At 42.2% G+C, this 18,917-nt stretch carries 13 protein-coding genes; 2 read left to right on the forward strand and 11 right to left on the reverse strand.

Features of this window, described 5'->3' with window-relative positions; translation table 11 throughout:
* Nucleotide 1: 1 nt before the first annotated feature.
* The 7 genes from B7708_RS00510 to miaA all read right to left on the reverse strand — a co-directional run bounded on the left by B7708_RS00510 (nucleotide 2) and on the right by miaA (nucleotide 13,867).
* A complete protein-coding gene (locus tag B7708_RS00510; protein WP_000680147.1) occupies nucleotides 2-1,261 on the reverse strand; it encodes a preprotein translocase subunit SecY in 1,260 nt (419 codons plus the stop codon).
* 678 nt (nucleotides 1,262-1,939) lie between these two features.
* Entirely contained in the window at nucleotides 1,940-9,166 is a 7,227-nt protein-coding gene (bgaA, locus tag B7708_RS00515) for an LPXTG-anchored adhesin/beta-galactosidase BgaA (RefSeq protein ID WP_084972949.1), read from the reverse strand.
* Between the two features lie 249 nt (nucleotides 9,167-9,415).
* Complete coding sequence (locus B7708_RS00520; protein ID WP_084972951.1) at nucleotides 9,416-10,171, reverse strand: SDR family NAD(P)-dependent oxidoreductase; 756 nt, start codon at nucleotides 10,169-10,171, stop codon at nucleotides 9,416-9,418.
* Between the two features lie 20 nt (nucleotides 10,172-10,191).
* On the reverse strand, nucleotides 10,192-11,121 hold the full coding sequence (gene rnz, locus B7708_RS00525; protein WP_000354343.1) for a ribonuclease Z: 930 nt from the start codon (nucleotides 11,119-11,121) through the stop codon (nucleotides 10,192-10,194).
* A 14-nt stretch (nucleotides 11,122-11,135) separates the two neighbouring features.
* On the reverse strand, nucleotides 11,136-11,759 hold the full coding sequence (locus B7708_RS00530; protein WP_084972953.1) for a cystathionine beta-lyase: 624 nt from the start codon (nucleotides 11,757-11,759) through the stop codon (nucleotides 11,136-11,138).
* Nucleotides 11,752-12,990 carry a GTPase HflX gene (hflX, locus tag B7708_RS00535; protein ID WP_084972955.1) on the reverse strand — a complete coding sequence of 413 codons (1,239 nt, stop codon included), beginning with the start codon at nucleotides 12,988-12,990 and terminating at the stop codon, nucleotides 11,752-11,754. Before hflX ends, B7708_RS00530 begins: the two co-directional genes overlap by 8 nt.
* A complete protein-coding gene (gene miaA / locus B7708_RS00540; RefSeq protein ID WP_084972957.1) occupies nucleotides 12,983-13,867 on the reverse strand; it encodes a tRNA (adenosine(37)-N6)-dimethylallyltransferase MiaA in 885 nt (294 codons plus the stop codon). Before miaA ends, hflX begins: the two co-directional genes overlap by 8 nt.
* A 120-nt stretch (nucleotides 13,868-13,987) precedes the next feature.
* On the opposite strand from miaA, the gene B7708_RS00545 reads away from it, so the two are divergent.
* Together B7708_RS00545 and B7708_RS09980 are read left to right on the forward strand one after the other, a co-directional pair.
* Entirely contained in the window at nucleotides 13,988-14,158 is a 171-nt protein-coding gene (locus tag B7708_RS00545; protein WP_001051782.1) for a DUF3042 family protein, read from the forward strand.
* A gap of 53 nt (nucleotides 14,159-14,211) precedes the next feature.
* Nucleotides 14,212-14,403 (forward strand): hypothetical protein, encoded by a 192-nt coding sequence (locus B7708_RS09980; protein ID WP_084972959.1) that lies wholly within the window; start codon nucleotides 14,212-14,214, stop codon nucleotides 14,401-14,403.
* Here the strand turns inward: B7708_RS09980 and B7708_RS00555 are convergent.
* The 4 genes from B7708_RS00555 to B7708_RS00570 form a co-directional block, all read right to left on the reverse strand.
* On the reverse strand, nucleotides 14,400-15,239 hold the full coding sequence (locus B7708_RS00555; protein WP_084972961.1) for a thymidylate synthase: 840 nt from the start codon (nucleotides 15,237-15,239) through the stop codon (nucleotides 14,400-14,402). The genes B7708_RS09980 and B7708_RS00555 overlap by 4 nt on opposite strands.
* 52 nt (nucleotides 15,240-15,291) lie before the next feature.
* Entirely contained in the window at nucleotides 15,292-15,726 is a 435-nt protein-coding gene (locus B7708_RS00560; protein ID WP_084972963.1) for a GTP pyrophosphokinase, read from the reverse strand.
* A 93-nt stretch (nucleotides 15,727-15,819) separates the two neighbouring features.
* Complete coding sequence (locus B7708_RS00565; protein ID WP_000078548.1) at nucleotides 15,820-16,779, reverse strand: ROK family glucokinase; 960 nt, start codon at nucleotides 16,777-16,779, stop codon at nucleotides 15,820-15,822.
* A gap of 103 nt (nucleotides 16,780-16,882) precedes the next feature.
* On the reverse strand, nucleotides 16,883-18,850 hold the full coding sequence (locus B7708_RS00570) for an Ltp family lipoprotein (protein ID WP_193431739.1): 1,968 nt from the start codon (nucleotides 18,848-18,850) through the stop codon (nucleotides 16,883-16,885).
* Nucleotides 18,851-18,917 lie beyond the last annotated feature (67 nt).

The following is an 18,917-nucleotide window of genomic DNA, read 5'->3' on the forward strand; positions in this document are numbered from 1 at the left end:
TCTATTCTCCTTTAAATTCTAATTCTTTGTGGTAGTAAGTCCCAATTCTCAAGATACGTATTTCTTCATGCAAAGGCAAGAGCATACTGACTAAAATGATCAATGTACTTGGTATAGTCAAAAGCAAATTTGGAAGAGGTAGGAAGAAATTAATGAAATAGGGTAAACCAATAAAAACGATCAGGTAGAGTGCTCCTACGTTAGATTGTAAGGAAATGTAATGTTTCAAAACTTTTAAAGTTGCTTTCCCAGGCTGGATATAATCTAAGTATTCTCCTTGACGTTGTAAACGTTTCGCTGTTTCTTCTGGTTCTAAGTTGATATAGGCAAATAAAATTGCAAGAAGATAGATAGCAAGCAAGTAAAAGGCTAAACTTAGGGGTTTTGTAAAGTCAAATAAACTACCAAAATTTTTTGTAAAACCATGTCCAAACCAGTCTAATACCAACTGAAGCAACATAATAACACTCGAGGCATACATAATAGGCATTCCCCCAGAGGGAAGAAATTTGATAGGGAGGTAAGATTTGCCATAGTAACGACTACTTAACATGACTCGATTTAGAGGCAAACGAATTTCAGCTCTCTCGCAGACCACGGCAATATAGCCCAAGAGCAAAAATGAGATCGCCGCACCTACTAGAAAGGCTAATCCTTCTTTGGACAAAACAGATTGTCCTATCAATACCACTAATTGGTTAGCAAATTGTAGCAGAATTCCTGAAATAATAATGATTGTCTGCCCGCCTACTCCCTTGCTAACATTCAAACCAGCCAACCAGATAATAACAAAGCTTCCTGCTACAACAGTTGCTAGTACAGCCATATTATAAATCCAATCATCTACAAGAAGCAAAAAGCGTCCATTTTCCGAACGAGCCGTATACATAACAGCTATCCCTTGTAACACGGAAAAAATCAAAGTGAGAATCTTTTGCACAAAATCCGCTTTTTTCAATGACCAGGACTGGATATTCCAACTTTTATTCAAGTTGATGACCTGCCAGACAATCATCGTCGTAATCCATGGACCTAATCCCAGAGAAAACATGGAAATCTGAGAGACATCTACTCCTGCCAAGGAATACAAATAGGCCAAGGGATTTTGCTCAGTTATTTGCGAAAAACCTGTATTGCCATTGTATCCTGGAAGTAAAATATGGCGACCAAGTAAATAGATCGCAATGATCAAAATTGTAAAAATTGCTCTTCGGAAAAAAATACTTGTTCGTTTCTGTTTCTTAAGACCGAAATGTTTCATCTGTCATCCTTTATTCTTTATATTTAGCAAGTCTTGCGATCATTTTCTAGCAATGTTCATGCACCATCGTAACAGCAAGACAACCCAAGAAAACAGGCTCATCCCACTGATAATCAAGATAGGATTAACTGGTTTACCATGATATTTCACCTACGAAATACAGGAGCACCTCATGAGTGTAAATCTACTTGGAGCTTCTCTTCTATCCTTGAATATTTTCATGTGAGAACACCTGTTCTTCCATTTTTTCTATTTGAACATTATCAAATGCATAAACGGATTTACTTAATCCTTAAAATTTTTATAAGTATATCAACTCTGTCACCATGATTGACATCTAAAAAATCATTCCCATAACAAAATCCCTAAAGGGTGAGGAATTTAACACTTTTTCATCTGATCATGGCTCTTCGAAAGTTGAATGGATTTTATCCGATTTTTCTCATTAAAAAATCATTTATAAAAATTACCAGTGCCTACTATTGTAGCATATTTATCAATTATTTTCAAACACGACCTCTCTTTTTATAAGTGTGAAGGGCACTTTATGAATTTTGAACAAAATCCATTTGGAATAGGATTGACTATTCTAAGCATTTGTTTACTATTACAACTCAGACGAAAAAGACCAGAGCATCACTCTGGCCTTTTCCTGTTCAGTTTAGCTTGTAACTAAACTTAATCTTCTTTTTTGCGAGTAGTAGCTGCAAGGCCTGCACCTAAGCCCAAGAGAGCCACCCCTGCTGCTAAAGCTGACACCTGAGACTCACTTCCTGTATTTGGAAGGTGACCTTTTTCAGTTTGTGTCACTTTTTCTTCTTGAGATTGTGCTCCTGTTTGAGCCAGTTGGTGCGCATCTGGATTGACAGGAACTTGTGGATTTGGTCCTTCTTGTGCTACAGCAGTTCCCACTTCCACGATACGATCTTGTGCTGCTACCTTATCAAAGGTTTCCTTTAGAGTGCGTTTCCCATTATCCACTTCGATGAGATGAACACGTACACCTTTTTGGCCTTCTTGGATCACACGAGTTTGCCCTACTGGAAGTTTATCGTTCTTACGTTCTTGAACTTGGAAATCAACTTCCTCTTCTTCCACTAGGAGCTCTGGCTTGTGATGAACCAAATCTTTGACACCATCAAGCGGTTGAGCCGTACCACGTTTAGTTCCTACTTCCACGATACGATCTTGCGCAACTATCTTATCAAAGGTTTCTTTCGATGTACGCTTACCGTTTTCGACTTCTACTAGGTGGACACGAACACCTTTTTGACCTTCTTGAAGAACACGACTTTCACCCACATAAAGTTTGTCAGTCTTACGTTCTTGAACTTTGAAATCAATTGCCTCTTCTTCAACCAGAAGTTCTGGTTTTTCATGAACCAAATCTTTGACACCATCAAGCGGTTGAGCCGTACCACGTTTAGTTCCAACGAGAAGAACCCGGTTAACAGGAGCCTGGATCACTTCACGGAGTTTCTCTTCACGAGTTCCGTCTGGGCTAACAGATGTAAGAATACGTTCCTTACCAACTTGTCCTTCTTGTTCTACACGGCTTTCACCAACATATAGACTTGAATCTTCTTTTTCTACAGTCTGGAAGGCAAGTTCTTTTTCGACAACCTCAAGACTTGGATTTTCTTCTTGAATAGTAGGGGCTGTTTTCTCAGAAATTGTTTTTTCTTTGACTAGTTGGATACGATATTCCTTGACTTGTTTTCCACTTTCTGAAACGAGGCGAACAAGTACTGGAAGGCTATCATCGCCACTATCTACAACTGTTGAAGCTACTTGATTGCTTTCTTGAACGGTCACTTTTGGACGTTGACCTTTATAGGTTACTTGATAGTTTTGACGGTTTTCAGCGAAATCAGGAAGGTCTTTTCCATCTACAAGAATCTTCGATTGAGTGCTTTCTTGAGGCAATTCGCTTGGTGCAAGGAAGGTCATCTCAATCATTGCAACACCGCTCTTGTCTGCTTTACGCTCCATACGCCATCTCATGGCTTTGGCTTTCACAGCTTTAAATGTTACGTTGATTTCATCACCAGCTTCAATATCTTTATCCGCACGATAAGGAACAGCTTCCCAGTTATCTGGATTGTTGAATGGATGGCCTGATTCGTAGGCTTGGTAGTTTGAATAGTAGGTAGGCACTTCAAAGTCTGGACCAATATAGCGTTCCAAAACGAGTTTAGATGGCGCATCCGTTCCACTATCTGCAAAGAAGTGAAGTTTGGCTTGCGCAACAGTCCGTTCTACAATCTTACCATTTTCACGGAAAATAACACCTGTTGATACTTCTGGATTAGAAGATGGTGTTGGAGACCAGTTTGTCCAACGGCGATTTTCATTGTGGTCTCCATCATTGATATAGTCTACACGATCATGTGAACTTGGATCAGTATCATTGGTTGCAGAAGCAAAGGCTTGGTTACTGTTTTCATCATAGTTAGGGTTGTTTGAGAGAGCCTCACCAAGTTTGTCTGTCACTCGTACAGTGAACTCAGCAACGAGGTCACTACCAAGGACACGACCTCGAACGGTAAATTGACCTGCTTTAGTCATATTTTCTGCTGGAACTTCTTCCCATTCCACTGCCAAGTCTTTTGTTTCGTAACCGTCTTTACCTGTGAAGTAAACAGGAACCTTAGTTGGCAATTCAAGTGGTTGCCCTAGTTGCAACAAGCGAGCTTGTTTAACCGCAGCAACTGGTTTACGAGAGAGCAAGTCTTTATCCTTAGTGAAGTGCATACGGTATTCTCCTAGGATGTCGCCATTTTCAGCTTTCGCGATGACACGAACCGGCTCACCTTCACGAACGCTTGGAACGACCGTTGCAAGGCCATTATTGCTAACACTTGCTGTTACTGTGGGAACTTTTCCATTTACAGACTCAAGGTAGTAGTCTGTCAAATCAGGGTTGAAGTTTGTTAAGTCTTTACCGTCAACTTTAATTCTTGTTTGTCCTTGTTTAGCTGCTGCGACTTGTTTCGCAAAGATTTGTACCTCTGTGATAGAAGTTCCACGCTTGTTATCTGCTTTCACCATGCGAATGCGAACAGCATAGGTTTCAACTTTATCAAAGCTAAAGTGATTCATTTCTCCAGCCTTGAGTTGAGTAGGGGCTTTTAGATTGGTAACTGGTTTCCAGTTAGCTGGATCGTTAAAGACATGTTCTTCATTGCCTACAAAGCTAGGGTTTTTAGGTGCTGTTGGAACAGTCTTACCAACATAATACTCAATCACATAAGACTTCGGTGCACCGACTCCATGGTCTTCGTGGAATCCGACACTTAGATTATCAACGGAACGTTTGCTCAAGATACCTGAATCTCCAAATAGAACACCAACTGAAGCTTCTGGATTACTACGGTTCCAGTTTGTCCAACGGTTGGCTGGGCGGTCATTAAAGGAAATCAATTTATCGTTGACGTTTGAAACAGGGTCGCTCGGATTTGAGTCTGAAGCAAAGGCAAGTGGCAATTCTGAGCCGGTCCATTGGTCAGAAATATTTGCCCCCTTCTCAGTTTGAGCAGATACGCGAACATGAAGTTTAGTTGTTAATTGCGTACCTTCTAGGCGACCATTAACTGTAAAGACACCTTCCTTGGCGTATTGCTCTGGACGAATCGCATCCCAAGTAACCTTAGCTGATGAAACGTGACCATTTGAATCGTAGGTACGAACACTTTCTGGTAATTGTGGCGCTTCTGCGATTGGAGTTGTCACACTAACTTCTTCAACTGAAACGATGCCTTCTACAGATACTTTAGCACGCGCTTCAAGATCAAGACCTTCAACTTTACCTAGAACTTCAAAGGTTTGATAGTGGTCGAGTTTTTCTTTTGGAATGGCTTGCCAAGTGACTTTGTGGGCTTTAGGGAAACCTTTGTCATACTCAACAGTTACTGTTGATGGAAGACTTGGTTCCTGATGCAAATCTGTGACTACATTTACAGGACGGATAGATTGCGCAATCTTCTTCTCAGTGTTGGCTTGGATAGTGAGTTCAACTTGGCCTTTAGCCCCCTCATATTCCGCTTTGAGAGTGACTGCTCCTGGCTTATGTAACTCAAGCATTCCTTTACGAACTGCGACTTCCCCTTCACCACTTGTAGAGAAGTTCACCTTATCCGCTGGTAATACAGCTTGTGTTCCATCTTGATAGTGAGCGAGAACAGACAATTTCACTGTTTGGTCTTCCTTAAGACCGTCAACTTGTTCTACTTGTAGGCTCAAGTGGTCAATTTTTGGTGCTTCTTCAAGGAATTGAATCGCATAAGTTTGAAGAGGACCACCATCTTTTGGTTGAACATAGATGCTTGCACGCATACCGTTTGCTGCACTTGCTTGAAGGACTGTAACAGTTGCATTTTCAGCACTTGCTGTGACTTCTGGCAATTGGGCACCATAAGCAAGAGTGCGGTATTGCATTGGATGTTGACTAGTTAGGCCTGTAACGGCTTCACCACCAACACTTACATTTGGCACTACAGGTGCTGCAGGATTGCCTTCTTCTACCACAAGGGTAGCATGAACGGTTTCGCCTCCTAGTTGGCCAGTCATTTGAATACGTGATCCTGCGACTGAGAGTTTGGCTTTATCTGCTTCCGCAATCTCCCACTTATCCACTTCGTATTCTTGAACGCTTCCATCTGTTACAGTGATAGAAACGTATTTATCAACAGCATTCAAATCTGTTCCTGGGGCAACACGTTTAACTGTTGGTAGTTCTTTCGCAATTGCTAGAACCTCAACACGAGCCTCTACTTCACGTCCGTCTGCCATGCCTTTAACTGTCACAACTCCAGCTTGGCTCACATCAACAGAAGACCATGTTACTGGACGTTTTTCACGACTGCCATCACTATAGACAAAAGCGACGGTCTTCGGCATTTTTGGTTCTTTCTCGATAACAGTACGTACTTTTGGTACCTCTGTTCCTAGAACTGTCTTTTCTTGTCCTTCTTTCTTACCAGTAAAGACTGTTACTTGACCAGATTTCAAGAGATCTGAATGAGCTGTCAGCGTGAATTTGCCTGCTTGTTCAGTTGATTTGACAATGGCAACCCCTTTACCGTTAAAGGCTCTGCGAATCCAAGAACCATCTGCTTGCGCCTTATAGCGTTCACGGCTGGCTTGTTCCCCATTATCGACACCGACCAGTTGACCTTGTCCATGCAATTGGAAACGAACCAAATTATTGGCAGTTGGCACCACATTTCCTTGACTGTCAACGATTTCGTAGTAGATGTAGGTCAAGTCTTTTCCATCTGCTGCGATTGCGTGTTCTTCCTTGACAAGACGAACACCTGCTGGTTGACCTGCAGTGGTAATCTTGTCACGAGCAATTTCTTTTCCAGCTTCATCGCGAGCTACAGCTTCCAAAGTACCTGGTTGGTAAGCAACCTTCCACTCAAGATAGAGTTCCTTAGCATTGGCACCCTCTTGGTAGGTACGGCCATCACTAGTTTGTTTTTTGTTGAACTTTTTAACACCGAGAGATTGACCGTTCAAGAACAATTCAACGCTTGTAGCGTTTGAGTACGCACGAACTGGGATTTTTCCGTCTGAATCTTCAACCTTCGATGCCAATTCTCTATTTTCCCAGTTCCAATGAGGAAGGAGGTGAACCATTGGTTTCTTCTTAGCAGAAACCCATTGGCTTTGGTAGAGATAAAAGTCATGTTTTGGAATACCGGCTGTATCTACGATACCAAAGTAAGAGCTCTTAACGGGAGTTTGGTTTTGGTTGTGCCATGGTGTAGGTTCACCGATATAGTCCGTACCTGTCCAGATAAACTGTCCAGCATAGCCAGCGTTGTCACGGTCAAAAGTCCATGAATCTGTCGCCGTTTTACCCCAGCCAACTCGGTCATTACCATAGTCAGACTGTTCGTAATGACGTTCAGGTCCGTTACTATGTTTCAATTCACTTTCAGGGCGATAATAGCTACCACGTGTACGGGTTGCTGAAGATGTTTCTGAACCGTAAATCAACCATTTTGGATGTTTCGCACGAAGTTTCTTGTAGTTATCTTCTGAGTAGTTGAAACCAACTGCATCCAGTTCATTAGCAATTTTCTCATGATCACCGCTACCATCACCAAAGCGGAACTTATCTGCTCCCATGGTAACATAACGTGTAGTATCAACATCTTTAATCACTTTTACTAAGCGTTTAACCGTTGCAAGAGAGTGAGCATTACCGTTAGCTTCACCGATTTCATTCCCTATAGACCACATGAAGACAGCTGGGTTATTTTTGTCTCTTTCGACCATGGTACGAAGATCGTAGTCAGACCATTTTTCACCTTTTCTGGCTTCTGGGTGAGTGGCGTCTTTTTCAAAGAAACGCCCGTAGTCATAAGGTTTCTTGCCATTATACCAAGTATCAAAGGCTTCTTCCTGAACGAGCAAACCAAGTTCTGCTGCGATTTGCAAGGTCTGTGGACTTGCAGGGTTATGAGTTGTACGGATGGCATTAACGCCCATCTCCTTCATTTGTTTGAGACGACGGTATTCTGCCTTATAGTTTTCTTCTGCTCCAAGTGCTCCGTGGTCATGGTGCAAGGAAACACCATGGAATTTAATGCGTTCACCATTCAAAGAGAAACCTTCATTTGGAGTCCAGTGATAGTAACGGTAACCAAACAAATCCTTCTTAGCATCAACCAATTGACCGTCACGGTAAACACGCGTAACCAGTTCATACAAGGCAGGTTTGTCATTTAAAACTGTCCAGAGTTTTGGTTGTTCAACTTCTAAAATCGCATCAAGGCTTGTTGATTCATGTGCTTTCAAGGTACGACTTGCTGTACGAACCACGCCTGTTACAGCCTGACCACCACGTTCAACGATTTGATATTCTGCCACAAGTTCATGGTCTTTATCATCTGTATTGACGATTTTGCTGGCTACATGAGTTTCAACCTTGCCGTGTTGCTGTTCTTCAAGTTTTGGCGTTAGGATGGTTGTCCCATTTTTCTCAACATGAACCTTATCTGTCACTTGTAAGGTCACATCACGGTAGATACCACTACCTGAGTACCAACGGCTACTTGGCTGTTTGTTGACTGCATGGACAGCAATTACATTCTCACGACCATCTTTGTGAAGATATTTGGTGATATCGTATGAGAACTGATTATAACCATTTGGATAATGCCCCACTAACTGGCCATTGACATAGACTTGAGAGTCCATATAGACACCATCAAAGGTGACACGAACATTTTTCTTGAGATCTTTTTCATCAAGTTTAAAGGTCTTGCGATACCAAGCTTCACCACCATTGAGCTGTCCCCCCTCGTTTTGGGCAGGTGACTGATGGTCAAAATCGTTAAAGATACTCCAGTCGTGTGGGAGATCCAATTTTTGCCATGTTGATATATCGGCATCTGATTTCACAGCTTCTTTGGGGTTTGCGTTGAGCTTAAAGTGCCAATTTTGATTAAAATTCACTTTTCTATCTTCAATCATTTGATTCACTTCTTCATTTGTCGCAGCTTTCAACTCTTCCTTGACAGGCTTTTCTTGACTTGAAGCTTGAGATTCTACCTTTGGAGCAGTTTCTTCAGGTTTTAGAGATGCTTTCTCCTCTTTTGAAGCTACAGGTTCATCTTCTTTCACCTCTGGTTTGCTTGCTTCAATTGGTGCAGCTTGACTTTGGTCAATACTTGCAGCATCCTTGTGCTCTGCTACAGCTTGATTTTCTTTTTCCTCCACTGCCGGACTTTCCACAGTGTGAGTAATAGGAGTTTCATCCGCGAAAACTGGTGATTCTCCAACGACACTTCCTCCAAATAGAACCGCACAGGTTCCAATCATGACAGAGCAAGTGCCTACAGCAAACTTACGAATACTGTAGACTCTTTTACGATTCCAATGGCCTTTTTTCATAAAATCCTCCTTTAGTAACCGCTTCCATTTTTTCTTATAAGCGTATTACTTTTTCATAGCCTTTTACTCTTATTTTATAAAATAATATAGGGAATTTCAACACCTAAACATAAAAAATCATAATTTTGATTGTTTTTTCTAAAATTTGTAGAGGATTTTAAAAATATGAATGTAGTTTTAAAACAAAATCAAACATTTCTTGACACTCAGTTAAATATTATAAAAAAGTTCCTTTTGTAAGGAACTTTTTTACTTATAATTAAAGATTCCCCCTGCCAACTTATCAGCTAGTTTAGGAAAGAGGCTATAAAATTTGTGGGCTAAATTGAGCAAAAGTGGAAGATTGAGTTCTCGTTTGTTTTTTCCTATGGTCTTGACGATTTTTTTAGCAACCACATCTGGTTCTAAGAGAAATCGATCAACAGACTTGAGGTAGCTGCCATCTGGGTCTGCCTGGTCAAAAAATTCTGTTCGGATTGGACCTGGATTGACTGTTGTTACATAAACACCACAGGGCATAAGTTCGAGGCGCAGAGCGTTTGAAAATCCAATCGCTGCAAACTTTGTCGCTGAGTAGAGACTGGATTTGCCAGTAGCTATCAAGCCTGCCATACTGACGATATTGATAATATGCCCCTTTCGGCTTTTCTTCATTCGAGATGCAAGGCGACGAGACAAGTTCATTAGGGCAAAGGTATTGACCTCAAACATCTGGTGAATGTCTTTGTCAGAAATCTGGTCAAAATCTTCAAAAATCCCATAGCCCGCGTTGTTGACCAAGACATCGATCTTGTCATAGCGGAGATAGAGGTCAGCTACCAGAATTTCTAGGGCTGAGTCATCAGTAATATCGATTTCAATCAATTCTACATGGGGATGATTTCCATATAGCTCCGACAGTTTTTCCTTGTTTCTACCTAGTAAGATGAGTTGGTCATTTGGCAAGAGTTTGACCATTTCTTGGGCTAAGCCACCGCTTGCTCCGGTAATCAGAATAGTACGCATACTTATCCTTTCTCAATCTTCTAAATTTCCACTTCTTCCAAGTCTTTGACCACATGGACATTTTCAAAAACAGTAGCCGCATCTTTCTTGAGCTGGCTGATATCTTTTGAGAGGAAGCGGGCGCTGATATGATTGAGCAAAAGGCGTTTGGCTCCTGCTTCTGCAGCTACTTGCGCTGCCTGCATATTGGTTGAGTGACCATGGTTACGGGCAATTTTCTCATCGCCCTTTCCATAAGTTGACTCATGGACTAGGATATCAGCATTGATGCCTAGACGCACGCTGGCATTGGTTTTTCGGGTATCACCAAGAATAGTGATAATCTTACCTGGACGGGGAGCTGAGATATAGTCTGTCGCCTTGATTTCAGTTCCGTCTTCTAGGACAACATCCTGACCATTTTTGATTTTTCCAAAGAGAGGTCCAAATGGCACACCTGCAGCTTTGAGTTTTTCAGCATCCAAGGTACCTTCTAGGTCCTTTTGCATAACGCGATAGCCAACACAGAAAATCGTGTGGTCCAGCTCCTCTGCATACACAGTGAATTTATCGGTCTCAAGGATTTTCCCTAGAGAATCTTGGTCAAACTCATGAAAATGAATGCGGTAAGGCAGACGAGAACCTGACACACGAAGGCTGGTTAAGACAAAGGACTTGATCCCTTGAGGTCCATAGATTTCCAAATCTGTCTGCTCTTCATTGGCCTGAAAGGCACGGCTAGAGAGAAATCCTGGCAATCCAAAGATGTGGTCTCCGTGCAGGTGAGTGATAAAGATTTTGCTGACCTTCCGTGGTCGAATCGTGGTTTCCAGAATGCGATTTTGCGTTCCTTCTCCACAGTCAAAGAGCCAAACTTCGTTAATCTCATCCAAGAGTTTCAGGGCGAGACTTGAAACATTGCGGGCTTTAGAGGGCTGACCTGCCCCTGTTCCTAAAAATTGAATATCCATTCGATACTTTCTAATTAATCAATATATAACATGGCTGTGCGATTTTCCGATCGGAAATAGCGCTTACCAGTAAAAGCTTTAGACTCTTGAAGCAAATCGTCTTGACTATAACCTTTGAGACGCTTGCGGCCATCTGCTAAACTTTCCAAATCCGTCAAAGCTGTGAGATTTTCTACACTAACAACTTCCTCATCTCCGACAGCTTTCATGTAAATCTTTCCGGGCTCTTCAAAGACGAGTTGATGGGGGAAAATTTGCGCAATCTCAAATAGCAAGTCTTCTGAAATAACTTCTGTATTTTCAGAGAAAATCCGCCCCAGCCCCTCACTCTCATAGCAGAATCCAAAAGATTTACCAGATAAATTAAGACGAATAAAGGGCTTGCTTTCTAGAATGAAACTTGGCTCAGCATTGTAGAGGTTCAGTTCCTGACTGAGTTCTGCAAAATAATCCGTCGCAGCTTCAGGACTCTTTTTCTGGTAGAGTTCAGCAAAGTAAGCATTGACTACACTCGGAGGAGGAGTAATAAGTGCCAATTGCTCCTGCTCTGTTTTACCAGCTAGAAGCTGATCCAGATAGACCTTGTCTAGACTCGTATAGCCCCCATATTTTAGAGCCAAAGTTTTGATATCAGTCATAAAATTCTTCTAACCTCCATTTATTTTTCTCCGAAATGTAGCCTGTGATCACTTCTCCATCCTCTTGATAATCACGTTCTTCAATAATCGCTACACTTTCCAAATCATGAATCTTGTAAGACTTAGAAAAGGGCACGCGCAGAGTAAATGCTTCAAAAATTTCCTTAATCTTATCTAGCAATAATGCTTGCAAGTTTTCACGACTATCCTCAGACTTGGCAGAAATGAGGGCATAAGGCGTTTGAGTAGGCGTGAAATCCTCCACCAAATCCGCTTTATTATAAAGGGTCAGGCGAGGAATATCCTCCATATCCAAGTCTTTCATGATGGACAGAACCGTTTTTTCATGCTCCTCGTGATAAGGATTGCTGGCATCGATGACATGAACCAGAAGATCCACATGCTTGCTTTCTTCCAAGGTTGACTTAAAACTGGACACCAATTCAGTCGGCAAATCTTGGATAAACCCAACCGTATCAGTCAAAGTCACCTGTAGATTACCCCCCAGATGGATGCTCTTTGTCGTCGCATCCAGAGTCGCAAACAATTCATCAGCCTCATACTGGTTCTTACTGGTCAAAGTGTTCATGATGGTTGATTTCCCAGCATTGGTGTAGCCAATCAAACCAATCTTAAAGGTACTTGACTCCAGACGTTTTTCTCTGACTGTCGCCCGATTTTTCTCAACCACCTTGAGCTGTCTCTCGATATCCGTAATTTGGTTTCGAACACTACGTCGGTTCAGTTCCAGCTGACTTTCACCAGGTCCACGGGAACCAATTCCCCCTGCCTGACGGCTAAGCATGATCCCCTGACCAACCAAGCGAGGTAAGAGATATTTGAGCTGGGCTAGGTGCACTTGGAGTTTTCCTTCATGGCTTCGAGCCCGCATGGCAAAGATATCCAAAATCAACTGCATACGGTCAATAACCTTGACACCCAGAACTTCCTCTAGATTGACATTTTGCCGTGGAGTCAAGCGATTATTGACAATGACAGTAGTAATTTCTTCTGCATCCACCATCCGCGCAATCTCTTCCAACTTACCAGAACCAACGAAGGTCTTGGAGTCATACTTTTCCCGTTTTTGTCTGTAGCTATCTATAACGACTGCCCCTGCTGTCTTAGCCAGGCTGGCCAATTCTTCCATGGAGAGGTCAAAATTGTCCATGCCCTGCAATTCCACACCAATTAGCAGGACTCGTTCCTCTTTTTTCTCCGTTTCAATCATCTAAAAACTCCTCAATCTGGCTTAAAATGCGGTCTTGAACTCCAGGCTCTCCTATCTGATAAAAGGTGACCTGCATGCGATTACGGAACCAGGTCAACTGACGCTTGGCAAAACGGCGAGTCGCCTGTTTGAGACTCTCACAAGCTTCCTCCAAGGTCTGCTCCCCACGGAAGTAAGGAAAGAGTTCCTTGTAGCCAATGCCTTTGGCTGCCTGCACATCTGGATAATGGTCAAAGAGCCACTTAGCCTCATCCAAAAGGCCAGCCTCAAACATCAAATCCACTCGGTGGTTGATGCGTTCATAAAGCTGACTACGTTCATCATCCAAGCAGATAATCAGTGGTTCATAAGGACTTTCCTGATTTTCCAAATCCTGACCAAAATGGGCAATCTCCAAGGCTCGCATGGCACGACGACGGTTGAACTGGGGAATTTCAAGGCCTGCTTGCTCCACGAGATGGGCTAACTCCTCATCCGAATAAGGCTCCAAACTAGCCCGATAGGCTACAATCTCCTCATGAGGTGTTTCCCCACCTAGATGATAGCCTTCCAGCAAGCTCTGGATATAAAGCCCAGTCCCACCAGCGATAATGGCTAGCTTGCCACGGCTTTGAATATCCTCAATAGCCTTCTTAGCTTCTGAAACAAAATCAAAAGCCGAGTAAGACTCGGTCACCTCTCTGACATCAATCAAATGATGAGGAACAGAAGCTTGCTCCTCTGGGCTAGCCTTGGCCGTCCCAATATCCAACCCTCTGTATACTTGCTGACTGTCACCACTGACCACCTCTCCACCAAAGCGCTTGGCCACTTCAATAGCAAGGGCTGTCTTCCCAACAGCAGTCGGTCCAACAATCACAATTATTTTTGTTTTCATCTTTTTTCCTTGAAAAATTTCCATTTTTTCGTTACTATTATTATATCACAAAAAGGTCAGTCAGAAAAATGCTACCCCTTGAGGAGCCTGGCTGATTGGGAAGATAAAGGAGGAAGACTCATGGCTAAAGGATTCGCTAAAGGTCTTGTAACAGGTGTCGCAGGAACTGTCGCTGCCGTTGCAGGTGCAGTATATGCAATTAAAAAGAAAGTGATTGAGCCAGAAGAGCAAAAAGCAGCTTTCATCGAGGAAAACCGTAAAAAAGCAGCTCGCCGCCGCGTATCACATTAAGCAACAAAAGAAGTTGAGATTTCTCAACTTCTTTTTATTTTCTTTTATACTCAATGAAAATCAAAGAGCAAACTAGGAAGCTAGCCGCAGGTTGCTCAAAGCACTGCTTTGAGGTTGTAGATAAGACTGACGAAGTCAGCTCAAAACACTATTTTGAGGTTGTGGATAGAACTGACGAAGTCAGTCACCATACCTACGGTAATGCGACGCTGACGTGGTTTGAAGAGATTTTCGAAGAGTATTAAATAGCCAAATCAAACTTCAACTGTGGCTTGACTGGATCATAGTCAACTAACTCAAAATCTTCCGCTTTGATATCAAAGAAATTGGTCCCATCAGGAACATTTAAAACCAAGCGTGGTTGGCAGTTTGACGGCTCACGGCGGAGCAATTCCTCTGCTTGTTCAAACTGATTATCATAGATATGGAGGTTGTTGATAAAATAGAAAAACTTCCCAACCTTCCAGCCAAAATGCTTGGCAATCATCATTTGAAGAGCCACATACTGCATGGCATTGATATGGTGGGCCACCAGCATATCATTAGAGCGCTGGGTCAAGGTCGCATCCAGATAGATTTCCCCATCTACTCGACGGACATCAAACATGGTCTGAAAGGCGCATGGAAGGAGGCCGTCTGTCTCCTCAAAAGCTTGATAATCCCAGAGTGAGATGATATTGCGGCGGTTCCAGGGATTGGCTTCCAACTGCTTGAGAATCTTATTAATGATATCGTGTTTCTTAACGACCGCCCCATAGCGTTCACCGATGGTTCCCGTATCTCCCACTTCCCAGTCATTCCAGTAGTGAACATTGTACTTATCATTGAGAACATCTAGGCTATTAGACTGATCTTGGTAAATCCAGAGTACTTCCTTGATGGCAGATTTGATTGCAATGGGACGTAGGGTTGTGATAGGAAATTCGCCCTTAGACAAATCATACTCGGCAAAGGAACCCGTTACGTACTTGGAGTTGGCAACTGTCCCATCCTTATACTTAGGACGTGCTTGTTCAGAAAAGACGCCGTCTTTGAGGATTCGTTCAATATTCTCTTTAAAAATCGTATCAGCTTTTGTCATTTACTCTCACCTCAACTTTTATTCTTAACTAGTATAGCATAAAAAATCTTTTCTACATACTCAGATAATCGATGGCCTTTTTATATTTTTCTAATCGTTCCAAATCCTTGTCAGTAACAGAACTCAGTCTCGATAAATCCGAATTATGCTTCAAATCTGCTAATTTGACAACGCGTGCTAGGGGATTAGATTTCACATTTTCTAGATAGGTTTGATAGTCTTGCCCCTTTTTCTTTGACAAAATCTGAACAGCAGTAACTACTGTTTCTAGTAAACCAGCTAGTAATAGTTCTTCAGCCGTAAAAGGACTGTCCTCAATGACATCATGTAGTAAAGCAACTGCTTTTTCTTCTTCAGTATCAACTTGGCTTGCTACATAAATTGGATGTTCTACATAATCTACTCCTGCCTTATCAAATTGCCCTTTATGAGCTTCCGTAGCAATAGACAATGCTAATTCAAGCATGGGTTGTTTTGATGTGTTCATCTAGCGACTCCTTCCCCAAATTTAAACCTATTCCGTTTTATTCGATTTTTAAAAAAGAGCTTGATAAACACCAAGCTCTATAATCATTTTATCTTATTGCAATACAAGTGATGCTGCCCCGATAACTCCAGCATCATTTCCTAGAGTTGCAAGAGCCAATTTTGTAGATGTGCGTACTTGAGGGAAGGTATTTTCATCATAGACTTTTTGAACACCTTGGAGAAGGAATTCTCCTGCAGCTGAAACTCCACCACCGATAACGATAGTTGATGGGTTGAGGATTGAGCCGATATTAGCACAAGCGATTCCCAAGTAACGTGAGAAGTTACGGTAAACGATCAAGGCAAGGTCGTCCCCTTCTTTTGCAAGGTCAAAGACAGTTTTGGCAGTTACTTCTTCGCCGTCATCAATCAAGCGTTTCAAGGCTGCATCGCCTTCGTATTCATCTGCATATCGACGAGTCAAGTTGACAATCCCTGTTGCAGAAGCAACTGTCTCAAGACAACCCTTCTTACCACAGGTACATGCGATTGGTTGGTCAAAGTCAACAGTGATGTGACCAAGCTCTCCTGCCGCACCAGCAACACCGTGGAGCAGTTTTCCTTCAGCGACGATACCACCACCAACACCGGTACCAAGTGTCATAAAGACAACGTCCGGTTGGTTGTCACCAGCACCCATCCAGCGCTCACCAAGAGCAGCTACGTTGGCATCATTATCAATGAAGAATGGAATACCCAAGGCTTTTTCAATCTTTTCTTTAATTGGTTGAAGGGTTTTCCAGTTGAGGTTGTAGGCACCGATAACAGTTCCTTTTTCACGGTCAACCACACCAGGTGATCCCATCCCAATCCCTCGGAAGTCTGTGGCTGACAATCCAAGCAAGTCCAAACGATGTTGAATAGATTCAATCATATCATCTACAATATGGCTTCCTTCATCCAAAATATTAGTCTTGATAGACCATTTTTCTTGGATTTCTCCCTCTTGAGTTAAAATTGCAAACTTGATAGATGTACCACCAAGGTCAATCCCAATAATCTTTTGACTCATCGTCTTCTCCTTTTTAATTGAAAATGCTTACAGATATAGTATAACAAAATCATTAGATTTGTGCAAAGGTTTGCATGAAAAAGTTACATTTTATAATTAATAACTATTTATCCCCTAGATGTTGAATGGCATAGTTTGCTTCTTCTTTTGTAAATTTTCCAATCCAAGAAGAAGTTAGCCTGTCATAAATTTCAGTTTTTGAGATATTACTATATTTTCGATATTCTCTTGCTTTAGCTAAGGCATTTGCCTTATAATCTGCATTCAAGTGATCGATGGCATACTGCACTGCTGAACTTGAAAAACCATGAAACATTAATTGGTCATAGAGAGCTTTTTTTGACATATTTGCCCACGAATTATAGCTTTTCGCTCTCCTTAAAGCAGCATTGTACTGGTTCCCATCTGCTGGTTTTGGTTGCCGCACACCATCGTATCCTACATAGTAACGACCACCATCTACCCATTTGTCCCTTACCATTTTGCCTTCAGAATCAACATAGTAACGACCGCCATCTACCCATTCATTCTTGGCCATCTTACCATCCGGTTTATAATAATAAGCTCCTACCCATTTATTGCGAACATGGCTGCCTTCTGATGGTAGATTAAGTTTTTGAATGGCATAGTTTGCTTCTTCTTTTGTAAATTTTCCAATCCAAGAAGAAGTTAGCCTGTCATAAATTTCAGTTTTTGAGATATTACTATATTTTCGGTATTCTCTTGCTTTAGCTAAGGCATTTGCTTTGTAATCTGCATTCAAGTGATCGATGGCATACTGCACTGCTGAACTTGAAAAACCATGAAACATTAATTGGTCATAGAGAGCTTTTTTTGACATATTTGCCCACGAATTATAGCTTTTCGCTCTCCTTAAGGCAGCATTGTACTGGTTCCCATCTGCTGGTTTTGGTTGCCGCACACCATCGTATCCTACATAGTAACGGCCACCATCTACCCATTTGTCCCTTACCATTTTGCCTTCAGAATCAACATAGTAACGGCCACCATCTACCCATTCATTCTTGGCCATCTTTCCATCTGATTTGAGATAAGAATTTCCTACCCATTTATTGCGAGCAGAGCTTCCTTCTGCTGTTAGATAATAATAGGAACCATGCTTTTTATCATAAATCCAGTCACTTTTAACCTTTTTTCCATCAGAATTAACATAATAACGACCACCATCTACCCATTCATTTTTAGCCCTCTTTCCATCTGATTTGAGGTAGTAATTTCCTACCCAGCCAGACTGAACTTTAGATTGTGATTTATCCTGTTTAGGAGTTGTTTCTTTAGCTTTTTCAGTCGGTTTTGGTGCCGGCTTCAGCGCGGGTTTCGGTGCTGGCTTCGGCGCGGGTTTTGGTGCTGGCTTCGGCACGGGTTTTGGTGCCGGCTTCGGTGCGGGTTTTGGTGCCGGCTTCGGCGCGGGTTTCGGTGCTGGCTTCGGCGCGGGTTTTGGTGCTGGCTTCGGCGCGGGTTTTGGTGCCGGCTTCGGCGCGGGTTTTGGTTCTGGTTTCGGTGCTGGCTTCGGCGTAGGTTTTGGTGCCGGCTTCGGCGCGGGTTTTGGTGCTGGTGTTTTTGGTTTATCAGCAGGTTTTGGTGCTGGTGTTTTCGGTTTCTCAGCAGGATTTTGCGCTGGTGTTTTCGATTTCTCAGCAGGATTTTGCGCTGGTGTTTTCGATTTCTCAGCAGGATTTTGCGCTGGTGTTTTCGATTTCTCAGCAGGATTTTGCGCTGGTGTTTTCGATTTCTCAGCAGGATTTTGCGCTGGTGTTTTCGATTTCTCAGCAGGATTTTGCGCTGGTGTTTTCGATTTCTCAGCAGGATTTTGCGCTGGTGTTTTCGATTTCTCAGCAGGATTTTGCGCTGGTGTTTTCGGTTTCTCAGCTTGATTTGGCGCCGAAGTTGTATTCTCTTTTACAATCTTACCGTTTTTAGATACATCCTTTTCTTGAGCAGAAACATGCTGAGCCGAAAAAGGAAAGGCTTCAGTTGTATCTGCAAATGAAATAAGTCCCAGTGTTGCAGTTGCTAAGCTGGTTACTAAAATTTTTTTTGATTTTTTCATAAAAATCTCCATTATTTTAATGATTTATACCTATAGTATACCATATACTTTATTTTGCTTTCAAATC

This window comes from Streptococcus oralis subsp. dentisani (assembly GCF_002096615.1).
GTDB lineage: Bacteria > Bacillota > Bacilli > Lactobacillales > Streptococcaceae > Streptococcus > Streptococcus oralis_U.

What these genes read in the sequence shown, in the direction of transcription:
- B7708_RS00510 (WP_000680147.1), bottom strand. Translation starts at nt 1,261, where the DNA reads ATGAAACATTTCGGTCTTAAGAAACAGAAACGAACAAGTATTTTTTTC.
- bgaA (WP_084972949.1), bottom strand. Translation starts at nt 9,166, where the DNA reads ATGAAAAAAGGCCATTGGAATCGTAAAAGAGTCTACAGTATTCGTAAG.
- B7708_RS00520 (WP_084972951.1), bottom strand. Translation starts at nt 10,171, where the DNA reads ATGCGTACTATTCTGATTACCGGAGCAAGCGGTGGCTTAGCCCAAGAA.
- rnz (WP_000354343.1), bottom strand. Translation starts at nt 11,121, where the DNA reads ATGGATATTCAATTTTTAGGAACAGGGGCAGGTCAGCCCTCTAAAGCC.
- B7708_RS00530 (WP_084972953.1), bottom strand. Translation starts at nt 11,759, where the DNA reads ATGACTGATATCAAAACTTTGGCTCTAAAATATGGGGGCTATACGAGT.
- hflX (WP_084972955.1), bottom strand. Translation starts at nt 12,990, where the DNA reads ATGATTGAAACGGAGAAAAAAGAGGAACGAGTCCTGCTAATTGGTGTG.
- miaA (WP_084972957.1), bottom strand. Translation starts at nt 13,867, where the DNA reads ATGAAAACAAAAATAATTGTGATTGTTGGACCGACTGCTGTTGGGAAG.
- B7708_RS00545 (WP_001051782.1), top strand. Translation starts at nt 13,988, where the DNA reads ATGGCTAAAGGATTCGCTAAAGGTCTTGTAACAGGTGTCGCAGGAACT.
- B7708_RS09980 (WP_084972959.1), top strand. Translation starts at nt 14,212, where the DNA reads ATGAAAATCAAAGAGCAAACTAGGAAGCTAGCCGCAGGTTGCTCAAAG.
- B7708_RS00555 (WP_084972961.1), bottom strand. Translation starts at nt 15,239, where the DNA reads ATGACAAAAGCTGATACGATTTTTAAAGAGAATATTGAACGAATCCTC.
- B7708_RS00560 (WP_084972963.1), bottom strand. Translation starts at nt 15,726, where the DNA reads ATGAACACATCAAAACAACCCATGCTTGAATTAGCATTGTCTATTGCT.
- B7708_RS00565 (WP_000078548.1), bottom strand. Translation starts at nt 16,779, where the DNA reads ATGAGTCAAAAGATTATTGGGATTGACCTTGGTGGTACATCTATCAAG.
- B7708_RS00570 (WP_193431739.1), bottom strand. Translation starts at nt 18,850, where the DNA reads ATGAAAAAATCAAAAAAAATTTTAGTAACCAGCTTAGCAACTGCAACA.